Raw genomic sequence first — 13759 nt, forward strand, 5'->3', positions numbered from 1 at the left:
ACATGGCACGCAAGGCCAAACCAATGAAGGCCGACCTGTCCGCCTTCGACCAGGCGGGCGCGCGGGTGCTCAACAACCCGCTCATCACCGAGGTCGAGGACTCCTACCTGGAGTATGCGTATTCGGTCATCCACTCCCGCGCGCTGCCCGACGCGCGCGACGGCCTCAAGCCGGTGCACCGCCGCATCCTGTTCTCGATGCAGGAGCAGGGGCACCGCCCCGACCGCGGCCACGTCAAGTCGTCCCGCGTCGTCGGTGACGTCATGGGTAAGTACCACCCGCACGGCGACAGCGCGATCTACGACGCGATGGTCCGCATGGCGCAGGACTTCTCGCTCAACGTGCCGCTGATCGACGGCCACGGCAACTTCGGATCCCCCGACGACGGTCCGGCCGCCTCCCGGTACACCGAGGCGAGGATGTCGCGCGAGGCGATGCTGCTCGTCGGCGAGCTCGACGAGGGCACCGTCGACTTCCGGCCCAACTACGACGGCTCCCTCGACGAGCCCTCGGTGCTGCCCGCCGCGTTCCCCAACCTGCTGGTCAACGGCTCGTCGGGCATCGCCGTCGGCATGGCCACCAACATGATCCCGCACAACCTCGGCGAGGTCGTCGCCGCGGCCCGCTGGCTGATCAACCACCCGGCGGCCACGCTCGACAAGCTCATGGAGTTCGTCCCCGGCCCCGACCTGCCGACCGGCGGGCTGCTGCTCGGCCTCGACGAGGTCCGCCGCGCCTACGAGACCGGCCGTGGCGTCGTGCGCATGCGCGGCCGGGTCGAGATCGGCCTGCTCGAAGGCAGCCGCGGCCGGCAGGCGATCACCGTCACCGAGCTGCCCTACGGCATCGGCGCCGAGAAGGTCATCGAGAAGATCACCGACGAGGTCAACAAGACCAAGCGCCTGCAGGGCATCGCCGACGTGAAGGACCTCACCGACCGGGAGAACGGCACCCGCCTCGTCATCGAGTGCAAGGTCGGCGTCAACCCGCAGGCGCTGCTCGCGGACCTGTACCGGCTGACCCCGCTGGAGCAGTCCTTCGGCGTCAACAACCTCGTCCTCGTCGACGGCCAGCCGCAGACCCTCGGCCTCAAGCCGCTGCTGGAGGTCTTCCTCGCGCACCGCTACGAGGTCGTGACCCGGCGCACCGAGTTCCGCCGCAAGAAGCGCCAGGACCGGCTGCACCTCGTCGACGGCCTGCTCATCGCGCTGCTGGACATCGACCGGGTCGTCGCGCTCATCCGCGCCAGCGAGAACGCGGCCGCCGCCAAGGCGTCGCTCATGAGCGAGTTCGGCCTCACCGACATCCAGGCCACCTACATCCTCGACACGCCGCTGCGCCGCCTCACCCGGTACGACCGCATCGAGCTGGAGGCCGAGCAGGCCCGGCTCAACGAGGAGATCGCCGCGCTCAGCCAGATCCTCGACGACGAGAAGGTCCTGAAGAAGGTCGTCTCCGACGAGCTGGCCGCCGTGGTCAAGGAGTTCGCCCAGCCGCGCCGCACCACGCTCATCGACGGCGACCTCAAGGAGGTTCTCGCCGCGTCCATCCCCGCCGGCCCCCTCGAGGTGTCCGACGACCCGTGCCAGGTCCTGCTGTCCACGACCGGCCTGGTCGCCCGCACCGCCGCCGAGTCGGAGGAGGCCCCCGAGGGCAGCCGCAAGGCCGGCCGCGACAAGCACGACACCGTCCGCGCCGTCGTGCACACCACCGCCCGCGGTCAGGTGCTGCTCGTCACCAGCCTCGGCCGGGCGTTCAAGGTCGACGTCCTGCCCCTGCCCGTCCTGCCCGAGCAGCCCGGCACCGTCTCCCTGCGCGGCGGCATGTCCACCGCCGAGCTCATCTCCCTCCAGCCCGGCGAGACGGTCGTCGCCCTCGCCCCGCTCGGCGGCCCCGGCGCCGAGGGCTCACCCGGCCTCGCCCTCGGCACCCGCAACGGCATGGTGAAGATCTGCGCCCCCGAGTGGCCCGTCCGCGCCGACGAGTTCGAGGTCATCGGCCTCCGCGACGGCGACGAGGTCGTCGGCGCCACCTGGCTCACCGACGGCACCGAGACCCTCGCCTTCGTCACCTCCGACGCGTCCCTGCTCCGCTTCCCGGCCAAGCTCGTCCGCCCGCAGGGCCTGAAGGGCGGCGGCATGGCCGGCATCGCCCTGTCCGAAGGCGCCCAGGTCCTCTACTTCGGCGCCATCAACACCCAGGACCCCCAGCACGGCGAGCCCATGGTCGTCACCGCCACCATCGGCAACGCCAAGATGACCCCGCTGCGCCTCTACCCGGCGAAGGGCCGCGCCACCGGCGGCGTGCGCGCCCAGCGTTTCCTGAAGGGCGAGAGCCGCCTGGTGCTCGCCTGGGTGGGCCCCCGCCCGGCCGCCTCCTCCACCAAGGGCGAGCCCCGCGACCTGCCCGCCCCCGACCAGCGCCGCGACGGCTCAGGCGCCCAGCTCCGAGCCCCCGAAATCGTCGGCCACCTGGTCGAACGCGGCTGACCCCTTCACCCGCACCCACCAACCTGCCTGATCCCGCAACCCGCTTCGGTCCCGCCGGCGCTGCCCACCCCAGCGCCGGCGCCCTGACCCGCCGCTGCCCGCTGCCTCCTCACCGCCAGCGCGCTCACCCGACCCAACATCACCGGGAGAGCTCACCGGCGAAGGACCGCTGCCTTCTCAGCGTCGGCGTGCTCACCCGACGCCACGGTGCTGCACCCAGCGTCGGCGCGCCCACCGGCGCAGCGGCGCTGCCTCCTCACCGCAGCGGCCTGCTCCCGGTCCGCCGCCCGGACCAGCGCCTGTGCCCCCATGGCGTCTCCGTGCCGCCGCAGGGTCGGGGTGGAAGGTCGGGCGTGAGTGTTGTTGGCTGCCGGGTCTGAGCGCCGGGTTCGCGGGGCCGATTGTCGTGGTGGTTGATCCAAGTCGCGGGGTGGCCGTTGCCGCGACCGGTGCCGTCCTTGGATCACTGGCGTCGCCGTGCTGCAGGTGGGTGTGTTGTTGGCTGCCGGGGCCTGGGCGCCGGGTTCGCGGGGCCGATTGTCGTGGTGGTTGATCCAAGTCGCGGGGTGGTCGTTGCCGCGACCGGTGCCGTCCTTCGATCACCGGCGTCGCCGTGCTGCTGCGTTCCGGTGCCCACCCGGCGCCGCGGTGCTGTGCCCAACGTCGGTGAGCGTGCCGGCGCAGCGTCGCTGAATCCTCAGCATCGGCGAGCTCACCCCGACGCGGCGCCGACAGCACCTAGGCCGCAGCGGTCGTTGAGGTTGCCCTCGACGGCCCAGGTTGTCGGGGCTCGGAGTCGCCTCCTCGGGCATGGCGTTTCCGCGCCGCAGCTGGGGTCGGGCGTGAGTGTCGCTGGCTGCCGAGGCTGGGCGCCGGGTTCGCAAGGTTGTCGTGGCGGTTGATCCAAGTCGCGGGACGGTCGTTGCCGCGACCGGGTCCGTCCTTCGATCACCGGCGTCGCCGGGGCCGCTGCAGGGGGTGGGTGTGAGTGTTGCTGGGTGCCGAGTTCGTGAGGGTGAGCCTCGTGCCGGGTTGATCCAAGGACCGAGGTGGCTGCCGGCGCGGCCCGGGCCATCCTTCGATCATCCGCGTCGTTGGGGTGCCGGGTGTCTGGTGGGTCAGGGCTGATAGGTGAGGTCCAGGGTGTCGGTGTGGGCCGGCCAGGTGAGGGTGAGATGCCAGCAGCCGGGGTGGGGGAGGTCGATGATTGACGGGCCGGGGCCGCCGGGGACGGTGCGGCGGACGGGGGTGTTCGTGCCGGCGAGGGTGGCGTCGATCTGCAGGTCGCCGGGTGGGGTGGGGTCCTTGGCGACCCAGAGGATCTTGTTGGAGGAGCCGTCGGGTCTGGTGACGGCGAGTGGGTGGCCGAACATCGCGGCGACGATGGTGCCGCGGTCGGCCAGGACGTGCGGCATGCTCGAGTCGCCGGTGAAGCCGGCGCGGGCCCACTCGGGTAGCGGGCCGGTGTCGACGGGGGAGCCGCATCCCGAGCGGGCGGAGGTGGCGGCCGGCACGGTCTGAGGCGGCGTGCTCAGCGACGGTGCGCCTGGAGAGGGTGCGCCCAGTGCGGGGGCGGTCTGGGACGGCGGTTGTGGGCGGTCGGCGGTACAGCCGCCGGACACCGCGACGACGGCCGGCAGCAGCACGGCGCACCACGAAGAAAGTCTCACGCGTCCGTGAGTCGCGGCGGCGGCGTGAGGTTCCCGGGCCGAGCCTAGTCGTCGTAGGACTCGGCGAGCTCGGCGAAGGCATCCTCGACCGGGGCCAGGCGGGTGAGCAGGTCGGACAGTGGGCGCCGGCCGACGAAGCGGGCGCTGTCGCGGCCGATGGCCAGCAGGGAGATCAGCGCCGACTCGTCGCGGGTCGGGAGGGTGCCGGCGGCGTCCTCCCAGAACAGGACGTGGTCCTCGGTGTCGTCGGTCTTGACGGTGGCCGCGCCGGCCAGCATGAGCAGCAGCCGCTGGGCGGGGGGCTCCCAGAAGCCGGAGTGGCCGACCGTCCACAGGTACGCCTCCAGGGCGCCGTCGTGGTGGCGCAGCACGGTCAGTGTCTGCGGGTCGTCGGCGCGTTCGGCGAGCAGGGAGCGAGGGGTCCCGGTGACGGCGTCGGTGGACCACTGCGGCGTGCGGTCGGACCACCACCAGCCGGCGAACATCGCCGAAGGGTTCTCGATGCGTGCGGCGGGCGGCACCGGTGCGTCCAGCCAGGTGTCGAAGCCCTCCCGGGACATGGAGATCCGGGCGGCGGTGAGGAAGGTGTACGACACGGCGACGATCTTAGGTCAGGCCGTCGAGGAGGGTCACCGCCAGCTTCACAGCCAGCCCGAGCGCCGGAACAGGCGGTAGAGGACCACCGACCCGACGGTCATGATCAGCAGGATGAGGTAGAAGCCGTAGTCCCACCGCAGCCCGGGGATGTGTTCGAAGTTCATCCCGTAGATGCCCGCGATCGCGGTCTGCAGCGCGGCGATCGCGGCCCAGGAGGCGATCTTGCGCATGTCGTTGTTCTGGTCCAGGCCGACCTGGGCGAGGCGGGCCTGCAGGATCGAGTCGAGCAGCTCGTTGTCGGAGGCGACCCGGTCGACGACCTGGGTGAGCCGGCCGAGCAGGTCCGCGAAGTACTGCCGCAGCTGCGGCGGCAGCTCCACCACGGCCGGGTCGTTCATCCGGCGCAGCGGCGCCTGCAGCGGCACGACCGCCCGCTTGAACTCGACCAGCTCCCGCTTGAGCTGGTAGATCTGCTGCACGTCGCAGCCGCCGACGCGCAGGAACGCGGTCTGCTCCAGCTGCTCCACGTCCTGCTCCACGTCGGTGGAGACGTCGTGGTAGACCTCGATCATGCGGTCGCACACCGCGTAGGCGACCGCCCACGGACCGCGCCCGAGCATGGCGGGGCGCTGCTCCAGCTGCTGGCGGACGTCGGCGAGCGCGCCCGCGCCGCCGTGCCGGACCGACACGACGAAGTGCGGGCCGATGAGCAGGGTCACCGCGCCGGTGTCGACGACCTCGGAGGTGGCGGTCAGCTCGGCGTGCTCGACGTAGCGGGCGGTGCGGATCACCAGCATCGTCACGTCGCCGCGGCGCTCGACGGCGGGCCGGCGCTCCCGTGCGACGGCCTTCTCGGCGGTGTGGTCGTCGATGCCGATCTCCTCGGCGACGGCCGCGAACTGGGCCCACGTCGGCTCGAACAGCCCCAGCCAGACGAACCCGTTGCGCCGCCGGCGGGCCGCCGCGTACGCCTCGTGGAACGTGTGCCCGCCCGGCTGCCGGACGCCGCGGACGTAGAGCGCGCAGTCGACGATCGAGTCCCGCCCGTCGTCGGCGAGCAGGTGCGGCAGTGGCTCGCCGGGCTGCAGGTGGCGCATCATCCGGCCGATCATCCGGCCGACCCGCCGGCCGACCCTGACCTGCTGCACTCGCGACCCCTTTCACGTGCCACGCGGTAGCGCCACGCTACCGCGTAGATCGTCAGGGGGTATCGGCCGTGCGGGGTAGCGGGGGAGTCTCGCTCTCGTCCAGCTGGACGTAGAGCAGCGCGCCGAGCACGAGCAGCGTGCCGGCGAAGACCTCCCAGCCGAGCGCGATCCCGGCGACCGTGACGACCACGCACTGCACGACCAGCGCGACCATCGTCAAGCGGCCGGCGGTCCGCTGTCCGAGACGGCCGGCGGCCCGCTGTCCGAGACTGCCGGCGGCGCCAGGTCCGACACGGCCGGCGGTGCGGTGTCCGAGGCGGCCGGCGGCGCGGCGCCGCAACGCGGCAGCGAGCAGCACCGCGCCGAGCGCGACCAGCAACGCACCCAGGATGACGGCGGCGACCCGGATCCCGACCTGGGCATGGCCTGGATCGGCGCCGTTGAGCGACATGGAGTATGCCCCGATCACCCCACCGACGACGAACAGCGCGGCGCCGACGACCACGCCCTCGACGATGATCCCGATCGCCGCGGCCAGCAGCGCCACCATTCGCATCCGGTCAAGTTACTCCCGGGTAGCCGAGGCTTCAAGGGCTGTCGATGAGTCTCGTTAAGGTTGCCCGGATGTACTCGCACATCCTGTTCGACTTCTTCGGCACGCTCGTCGACTATGACGCCGGCCGCACCAGCCAGGGGTACCCGCGCGCCTACGCGGAGCTGGGCGGGCTCGGCGCCACGGTCTCCTACGCCGAGTTCCTCCAGGGCTGGGACGGCGCGTTCGCGGCGTTCGACCGGGACAGCGACGCCGACGACCACGAGTTCTCGATGGCGCAGGTCGGCACCGCCTACCTCACCGAGGTGCTCGGCCGGGTGCCCGCCGCCGGCGAGGTCGACGCGTTCACCCGGGCCTACCTGGCCGAGTGGAGCGCCGGCGTCAGGTATCCCGATGGGGTTGTGCCGCTCATTCAGTCGTTGTCGCGGGTGTACCGGCTGGCCGTCGTCACCAACACGCACCAGCCGGACCTGGTGCCGGGCCACCTCGCGGCGATGGGCATCGCCGACCTGATGGACGTGGTGATCACGTCGGTGGAGGTCGGCCACCGCAAGCCGCACCCGGCGATCTACGCCGCGACCGTGGAGGCGCTCGGCATCGAGCCGTCCGCGGCCGTCTTCGTCGGCGACACCTACCTCGCGGACTTCGTGGGGCCGGAGAAGTTCGGCATGACCGCGTTCCTCATCGACCCGGCGCGCCGCGCCGACGTGCCCGAGGCGCGGCGCCTCGCCTCGGTGCTCGACCTGCCGACGCGGATGTCTCCCGACGAAGTGGCATAAGGACGAAGTGGCATAAACCGGTCGCGTCCGGACCCACCCCGACGGGTGACGCCCCGGGCGGTATGAGGGAAGTGATATGGATGGGTCATCCCTAGGCATTGCTATATGTACATACGTGACTACCGTCACGGCACATCCGCTGCCAGGGAGGCCGAGTGAAACGAAAGATCGCCGCAGCCGGTGCACTGCTCCTGACCGGGGGCATGCTGGCCGCTCTCGCGTCACCAGCTGACGCGTCGCCCAGCACCCCAGCCCCCTCGGCCCTGCAGGCCCACCGGGCGGACATCCGGGCCGCCGACAGTGAGGCCTACACGGTCGCCAGGAGCCGGAAGGACGCCAGCGGCGCGTCCCATACCCGTTATACCCGCACCTACCACGGCCTGCGGGTCTACGGCGGCGACTTCGTCGTGCACGCCGCGCCGGACGGCGCGTTCAGCAGCGCGTCCGTCGGGCTGCACGCCCCGCTCACCCTCGGCACCAGCGCCGCGGTGTCCAAGACGGCCGGTGCCGCCAAGGCGAAGTCGGCGTTCAGTGGCACGATCACGGCGGTCGGCAGCCCCGAGCTGTTCGTCGACGCGAGCGACGGCACCGGCGTGCTCGCCTACGAGACCGTGGTCAGTGGCTGGCTCGCCGACGGACAGACCCCGTCGAAGCTGCACGTCATCACCGACGCGAACACCAACGCGGTGCGCGGCGCCTTCGACGAGATCGAGACCGTCCAGGGCACCGGCAACAGCATCTACTCGGGTTCGGTCCCGATCGACACGACGCTGTCGGGCACGACCTACCAGATGATCGACCCGTCGCACGGCAACGGCCGGACCTGCGACATGAACAACGGCACCAGCACCTGCACCACGTTCACCGACGCGGACAACACGTGGGGCACCGGCGCCAACTCCAACCGGCAGTCGGCCGGCGTCGACGCGCACTTCGGCGCGGCGGTCACGTTCGACTACTACAAGAACGTGCACGGCCGGAACGGCATCTTCGGCAACGGTGCCGGCGTGCCGTCGCGGGTGCACTACGGCAACGCGTACGTCAACGCGTTCTGGGACGGCGCGCAGATGACCTACGGCGACGGCTCCGGCAACAGCCGGCCGCTCGTCGCGCTGGACGTCGCGGGCCACGAGATGAGCCACGGCGTCACGGAGGCGCTGGCCGGCCTGGTGTACTCCGGTGAGTCCGGCGGTCTCAACGAGGCCACCAGCGACATCTTCGGCTCGATGGTCGAGTTCTACGCGAACAACGCCAGCGACGCGGGCGACTACCAGATCGGTGAGAAGATCAACATCAACGGCAACAACACGCCGTTGCGCTACATGTACAACCCGACCCTGGACGGCTCGTCGCACGGCTGCTGGTCCACCACCACCAAGAACGTCGACGTGCACTACAGCTCCGGCCCGGCGAACCACTTCTTCTTCAACCTCGCCGAGGGCACCGGGGCCACCGCCTACGGCACCTCGCCGGTCTGCGGCTCCGCGCCCGCCGTCGTCGGCATCGGCCGGGCCAAGGCGGAGAAGATCTGGTACCGCGCGCTCGACGTCTACTTCACCTCGAACACCAGCTACGTGAACACCAGCAACCCGGGCAACACGGCCCGGGCGTACTCGCTGAGCGCCGCGACCGACCTGTACGGCACCTGCTCCGCGGAGTACAAGGCCGTCCAGGCCGCGTGGACCGCGGTGAACGTGGCCGGCAACGACGCCGTCTGCCCGACCGGCAACGACTTCTCCCTCGCCGCCGCGCCGGCGAGCGGCTCGGTCAACCCGGGCAGCTCGGCGACCAGCACGATCACCGCGACGCTGACCAACGGCTCGGCCCAGACCGTGGCGCTGACCGCGTCCGGCCTGCCGTCGGGTGCGACCGCCAGCTTCAGCCCGGCCTCGATCAACTCGGCCGGCGGCACGTCCACGCTGACGATCGCCACCTCCGCGTCGACCCCGTCCGGCACCTACGCGGTGACCATCACGGGCACGGGCGCCAGCTCGACCCGGACCACCACGTTCAGCCTGACCGTCAACGGCGCGCCGGGCTGCACCGGGACCAACGGCAACGACGTCGCGATCCCGGACAACACCACGGTGACCAGCACGATCACCATCAGTGGCTGCAACCGCAACGCCTCGGCCACCAGCTCGGTGAACGTGGCGATCTACCACACCTACCGCGGTGACCTGGTCGTCGACGTCGTCGCCCCCGACGGCTCGGTCTACAACCTGTCGAACCGGTCCGGTGGCAGCGCCGACAACATCATCCAGAACTTCACCGTCAACCTGTCGACCGAGGCCGCGAACGGCACCTGGACCCTGCGGGTCCGCGACGCCGCGAGCCTCGACACCGGCCGGATCGACACCTGGACGCTCACCCTCTGACGTCCGGGGGACTTTAGGCCCCGAACGTCTGTGGCCGACGACACAGCGTCGACACATGGCATAACGCCCACAACGGCGCAGGCAGGCACCGACCGGTCCTGCCTGCGCCAATGTGAGACCTGGCCGTGATGGATTCGATATGAGAGCGGGACAGCGCTAACGCTCCGTGACCTGTAGAAAATTCCGCATGTCCAAGGTTGTTAGATTCGGCGTCTCCATCGTCGTGCTCCTCGTCCTGGCCGGCATCGGCTGGTACCTCAACCGCGACTCTGCGGAGAACGCCAACGTCGGCGACTGCCTGCACGAGGTTTCGGCAAACGAACTGAAGATCGTGAAGTGCGGCGGCGCCGACGCGGACTACAGCGTCGTCGGAAAGGTCAGCAAGCAGGACGCCTCCGTCGCCCGCGACCCGAACACGACGGTGTGCCAGGCGTTCCCGGAGGCGACCGGCCTCTACTGGTGGGGCAAGACGGGCGAGAAGGGCGACGTGCTCTGCTTCAAGGAGCTCAAGGCCGCCTGATCCGCTGATCTGCTGCGGCAACGTCCGGCACGACCGCGCCGCCGCACGGCTCCACACTCAGCTTTGCCGCTCGTCCCCCCACCCCTCGCGACCCCGGCCCGGAACTCCGGTGCCGGGGTCGCTCTGTGTCCGGGGGGAAGGCAGTGAACTCAGTAGCCGGGGAAGACGGCGCGGAGGTCGTCGAGGGTGATCGGGCCGGTGATCTTCACGTCGGACGGGGTGTACCGGGGACCGAGGCGGCCGGCGGCCAGGCGCAGGAACGCGTCCAGGGTCAGGCTCAGCTCGCCGTCCGGCGACGCCGGGGCGGCGCCCAGGGTCACCGGGTCGGCCAGGCGCAGGCCGCGCTGCTCGCCGATGTCGGTGAGCGTGACGAGCAGGTCGGCGGTGCGCCCGTCGAGGTACGCCGGCTTCGCGATCCAGCCGAACAGCCCCTCCACCCGCTCGTCGATGAGCACCGCCGCCTCCGGCGCGAGGGTCGCCGACGGGTCGAGCGCGACCCGGACGTCCCAGTCGTGGTAGCCGAACTCGGTCAGCCGCAGCACCGCCGACGTCGCGACGTCGACGGGCTCGGGCATCCAGCCCACGTCGATGCGGTGCGAGGCGCGCTGCTCGGCGTCGAGTGCCTCGTATGCCTCGACCAGGCGCTGGTTCGCAACCGGGAACTCGACAGCCCGCTCGGCCGGGGTCATCCCGTCCCACCGGGCCCACACGCCCTTGTTGAACTCGAACTCCGGGGCGGGGCGGCCCTCGAGCGAGGCGCGCACCACCTCCAGGTTGATCTCGGCTCCGCTGCCCAGGTGGCTGATCACCTGGGAGATGTCCCACTCGCTCGCCGCCGAAGGGCTGGTGAGCTGCTCAGACGTGAGGCCGCGAACGACGGTGGTGAGATCCTCGTGCCCCTTGCGCAGGGCGGCGATCGCCTGGTCGGCTCGGCTGCTCATCGTGCTCCTTCAACGCTTGAACATCGACAATTTCCTTGAAGCATAAACAAGTTTGTGACGCAGGACATGACTAGGACTGCCCGATCGGCAATATTGCCGGGTTGGCAACATCAGGTACGTTGTCGATCGTGAACACGGGGCCCGGGTTGCGTGAACGGGACGACGCCGCCACGCGAACCACGTCCCAGCAAGGGACGCGGGTGCGTCCCCGTGCCTGGGCCGAGCTGCTGCTCATCGTCGGACTCTTCCTCGCGTACAAGATGGGCCGGCTGCTCGTCGACGGGCGGGTCGGGGAGTCGTACGCCAACGCGAAGCTGGTCTGGCGCGCCGAGCGGGCGCTGTGGCTACCGGGCGAGGCGGACCTGCAGCACCTGCTGCTCACCTCCGACGTCGTCATCCGCGTCGCCAACGTCTACTACGCCGTCGTGCACTTCCCGGCGACCGTCGCGTTTTTGTTGTTCATGTACGTCTTCCGTCCCGCACACTACCTGCGTTTCCGGCGGATCCTCGCCTGGTTGACCGCGGCGGGGCTGGTCATGCACCTCGGGTTCCCGCTCGCGCCGCCGCGGATGCTGGCCGGCATCGGGATGATCGACACCGCCGCGAAGTTCGGTCCGTCGGTGTACGGGCCGCCGCAGACCGACACGCTCAGCAACCAGTACGCGGCGATGCCGTCGCTGCACGTCGGCTGGGCGCTGGTCATCGCGCTCGGGCTCATCACGGCGACCAGCGGCCGGTGGCGCTGGCTGTGGCTGGCCCACCCGGTGATCACGATGCTGGTCGTCGTCGGCACCGCCAACCACTACTGGCTCGACGGGATCATCGCCTCGATCCTGGTCGGCGCGCTGATGCTGGTCGTGGGGCGCACCCGGGGGCGGACCGGGACGCAGGCCGACGCGCCCGCGCCGGTCGAGATCCCCGCGCAGCTGCGGCGCAACCTGGACTACCTCGCCGTCGGCGAGGCCGCCTACCTGGCCACCTTCGGCGACACGATCACCGACGCCGGGCATCCGCAGACCGTTGGAAAGCCGACCTGACCGACGCGGGGCCGGCACGTCTGCGGTACGAATAGCGCGTGGACTGGAACCTACGCACCTGCGCGCGGCGCGGGCACGTCACCTACGCGCCGGACGAGGCGCCCTTCCGGGAGCGGCTGCACGCCACGACCCCTGTCGGCGCGGCGTGGCGCTGCCTGCGGTGCGGCGACTTCGTCATCGGCGAGCCGCAGGCGCAGGGCCCCGCCGAGGACGCCCCGATCGTGCTGCGGGGCCGGGCCCTGCGCGACGCGCTCGTGCTGCGGCTGCTGTCGATCGAGCGGTTCGCCAAGGGCATCGCCGTGCTGCTCGCCGGCTACGGGGTGTTCCGCTTCCGCAGCCACCGCGACGGCGTCGAGCGGGCGTTCAACGAGGACCTGCCGCTGCTGCGCCCGTTCGCGGACCGGATCGGCTGGAAGTTCGAGGACTCCGCGATGATCCACACGATCCGGACGGTCATCGAGGCGGAGTCCAAGACGCTGCTGTGGGTCGCGATCGGCCTGATGGTCTACGGCGTCCTGCAGGTCGTCGAGGGCGTCGGCCTGTGGATGCTGAAGCGCTGGGGTGAGTACTTCGCCGTCGTCGCCACGTCGCTCGGCCTGCCGGTGGAGATCTACGAGCTGTCGGAGAAGGTCACCTGGCTGCGCATCGGCGCGCTCGTGGTGAACATCGTCGCCGTGCTCTACATCCTGCTGTCGAAGCGGCTCTTCGGGCTGCGTGGCGGGCATGCCGCGTACGCCGCCGAGCGGCACGAGACCAGCCTCATCGAGGTGGAGATCGCCGCCAGCGAGCCGACCCTGCCGAAGGGTCTGCGCAACCCGAAGGCGCCGGTCGCCCAGGGTGACGAACGCCCGACCGAATTGACCTCTGGCGGGAAACGTGCGGGCGTCGTATAGTTGAACGCGAGACCGGCATCTTCCCCCGTGGATGCCGGTCTTCTACTTTTCCCGGGCGGACCTGATCGCCCGGATGGTGTTGAGGTTGTGCTCGCGGGCGCAGGCCTCGAGCGTGCCCGCGTCGTCCTCGCCCCGCTCCAGCCGGTCCAGCAGCTCGTCGTGCTCGTCGACCGCGGCCCGCACCCGCAGCCGGGGGTAGAGCGACGCCAGGACCCGCGACGCGTCGATGCGGTCCCAGATCCATTCGAGGGCCTCGATCACGTGCCGGTTGCCGCAGCAGCCGTAGATCGTGCGGTGGAACTCCCGGTGCAGCGCCATGACCCGCTCGTTGTTCTGCTCCAGGCGCAGCTGGGCGTTCAGCCCCCGGGCGGTCCCGATCCGCTCGGCGGACATCTGCGGCGCCGCGGCCGCGAACGCGAACCCGTCCAGCAGCGCCAGCATCTCGACCAGCTGCACCCAGTCGTCGTCGCCGAGCGTGGCGACCCGGGCGCCGACGTTGCGCTCGAAGCTGACGAGGCCTTCCGCCTCCAGCCGCCGGATCGCCTCCCGCACCGGCACGGGGCTGACGTCCAGCTCCCTGGCCAGGGTGCTGAGCACGAGGCGATGTCCAGGCCGGTACCGGCCGTCGAGGATCCGCTGGCGGATGCGGCGGTAGGCGAGCTCGTGCTTCGACAGCGCGGGCGGCCCGTCATGGTCCGCGGGCCCGGACGGCCCGGTACTGCTGTGCTCATGCTGCACGTGCGAGTTCCGCTCT

12 protein-coding genes are annotated in these 13759 nt (G+C 70.9%); 6 read left to right on the forward strand and 6 right to left on the reverse strand.

Translation table 11 applies throughout. The features are described from left to right. Positions 1–2 precede the first annotated feature (2 nt). Positions 3–2489 carry a DNA topoisomerase IV subunit A gene (locus tag AB0J72_RS47470; RefSeq protein WP_363412358.1) on the forward strand — a complete coding sequence of 829 codons (2487 nt, stop codon included), beginning with the start codon at positions 3–5 and terminating at the stop codon, positions 2487–2489. A 1118-nt stretch (positions 2490–3607) separates the two neighbouring features. Here AB0J72_RS47470 and AB0J72_RS47475 read toward each other — a convergent pair. Genes AB0J72_RS47475 through AB0J72_RS47490 form a run of 4 tightly spaced genes read right to left on the reverse strand, consistent with a single transcriptional unit; the run spans position 3608 to position 6460 of the window. Then, positions 3608–4159: a hypothetical protein gene (locus AB0J72_RS47475; protein WP_363412360.1), complete on the reverse strand. Its 552-nt coding sequence runs from the start codon at positions 4157–4159 to the stop codon at positions 3608–3610. A 44-nt stretch (positions 4160–4203) separates the two neighbouring features. Beyond that, on the reverse strand, positions 4204–4755 hold the full coding sequence (locus AB0J72_RS47480) for a hypothetical protein (RefSeq protein ID WP_363412362.1): 552 nt from the start codon (positions 4753–4755) through the stop codon (positions 4204–4206). Positions 4756–4800: 45 nt separating this feature from the next. Next, complete coding sequence (locus AB0J72_RS47485; RefSeq protein WP_363412364.1) at positions 4801–5904, reverse strand: magnesium and cobalt transport protein CorA; 1104 nt, start codon at positions 5902–5904, stop codon at positions 4801–4803. Positions 5905–5956: 52 nt separating this feature from the next. After that, the gene (locus tag AB0J72_RS47490) at positions 5957–6460 is read right to left on the reverse strand and encodes a hypothetical protein (protein ID WP_363412366.1); all 504 of its coding nucleotides are present in this window, start codon (positions 6458–6460) and stop codon (positions 5957–5959) included. A gap of 68 nt (positions 6461–6528) precedes the next feature. On the opposite strand from AB0J72_RS47490, the gene AB0J72_RS47495 reads away from it, so the two are divergent. The 3 genes from AB0J72_RS47495 (at position 6529) to AB0J72_RS47505 (ending at position 10134) form a co-directional block, all read left to right on the forward strand. Further along, positions 6529–7236: an HAD family hydrolase gene (locus AB0J72_RS47495; RefSeq protein ID WP_363412368.1), complete on the forward strand. Its 708-nt coding sequence runs from the start codon at positions 6529–6531 to the stop codon at positions 7234–7236. A 155-nt stretch (positions 7237–7391) separates the two neighbouring features. Beyond that, complete coding sequence (locus tag AB0J72_RS47500; protein ID WP_363412370.1) at positions 7392–9614, forward strand: M4 family metallopeptidase; 2223 nt, start codon at positions 7392–7394, stop codon at positions 9612–9614. Between the two features lie 187 nt (positions 9615–9801). Beyond that, positions 9802–10134: a hypothetical protein gene (locus tag AB0J72_RS47505; protein WP_363412372.1), complete on the forward strand. Its 333-nt coding sequence runs from the start codon at positions 9802–9804 to the stop codon at positions 10132–10134. Between the two features lie 149 nt (positions 10135–10283). Here AB0J72_RS47505 and AB0J72_RS47510 read toward each other — a convergent pair whose 3' ends face one another. Then, the gene (locus tag AB0J72_RS47510; RefSeq protein WP_363412374.1) at positions 10284–11075 is read right to left on the reverse strand and encodes a maleylpyruvate isomerase family mycothiol-dependent enzyme; all 792 of its coding nucleotides are present in this window, start codon (positions 11073–11075) and stop codon (positions 10284–10286) included. Between the two features lie 200 nt (positions 11076–11275). Here AB0J72_RS47510 and AB0J72_RS47515 point away from each other — a divergent pair, with 200 nt between their 5' ends. Together AB0J72_RS47515 and AB0J72_RS47520 are read left to right on the forward strand one after the other, a co-directional pair. Continuing rightward, the gene (locus AB0J72_RS47515) at positions 11276–12112 is read left to right on the forward strand and encodes a phosphatase PAP2 family protein (RefSeq protein ID WP_363412376.1); all 837 of its coding nucleotides are present in this window, start codon (positions 11276–11278) and stop codon (positions 12110–12112) included. A gap of 38 nt (positions 12113–12150) precedes the next feature. After that, the gene (locus tag AB0J72_RS47520) at positions 12151–13005 is read left to right on the forward strand and encodes a DUF2127 domain-containing protein (protein WP_363412378.1); all 855 of its coding nucleotides are present in this window, start codon (positions 12151–12153) and stop codon (positions 13003–13005) included. Between the two features lie 42 nt (positions 13006–13047). On the opposite strand, the gene AB0J72_RS47525 is transcribed toward AB0J72_RS47520, so the two are convergent. Next, complete coding sequence (locus AB0J72_RS47525; protein ID WP_363412380.1) at positions 13048–13743, reverse strand: GntR family transcriptional regulator; 696 nt, start codon at positions 13741–13743, stop codon at positions 13048–13050. Between the last annotated feature and the right edge of the window lie 16 nt (positions 13744–13759).

Source organism: Dactylosporangium sp. NPDC049742 (genome assembly GCF_040674675.1).
Classification (GTDB): domain Bacteria; phylum Actinomycetota; class Actinomycetes; order Mycobacteriales; family Micromonosporaceae; genus Dactylosporangium; species Dactylosporangium maewongense.

Coding starts and splice junctions, on each gene's coding strand:
- AB0J72_RS47470 (WP_363412358.1), top strand. CDS start 3: ATGGCACGCAAGGCCAAACCAATGAAGGCCGACCTGTCCGCCTTCGAC.
- AB0J72_RS47490 (WP_363412366.1), bottom strand. CDS start 6,460: ATGCGAATGGTGGCGCTGCTGGCCGCGGCGATCGGGATCATCGTCGAG.
- AB0J72_RS47495 (WP_363412368.1), top strand. CDS start 6,529: ATGTACTCGCACATCCTGTTCGACTTCTTCGGCACGCTCGTCGACTAT.
- AB0J72_RS47505 (WP_363412372.1), top strand. CDS start 9,802: ATGTCCAAGGTTGTTAGATTCGGCGTCTCCATCGTCGTGCTCCTCGTC.
- AB0J72_RS47510 (WP_363412374.1), bottom strand. CDS start 11,075: ATGAGCAGCCGAGCCGACCAGGCGATCGCCGCCCTGCGCAAGGGGCAC.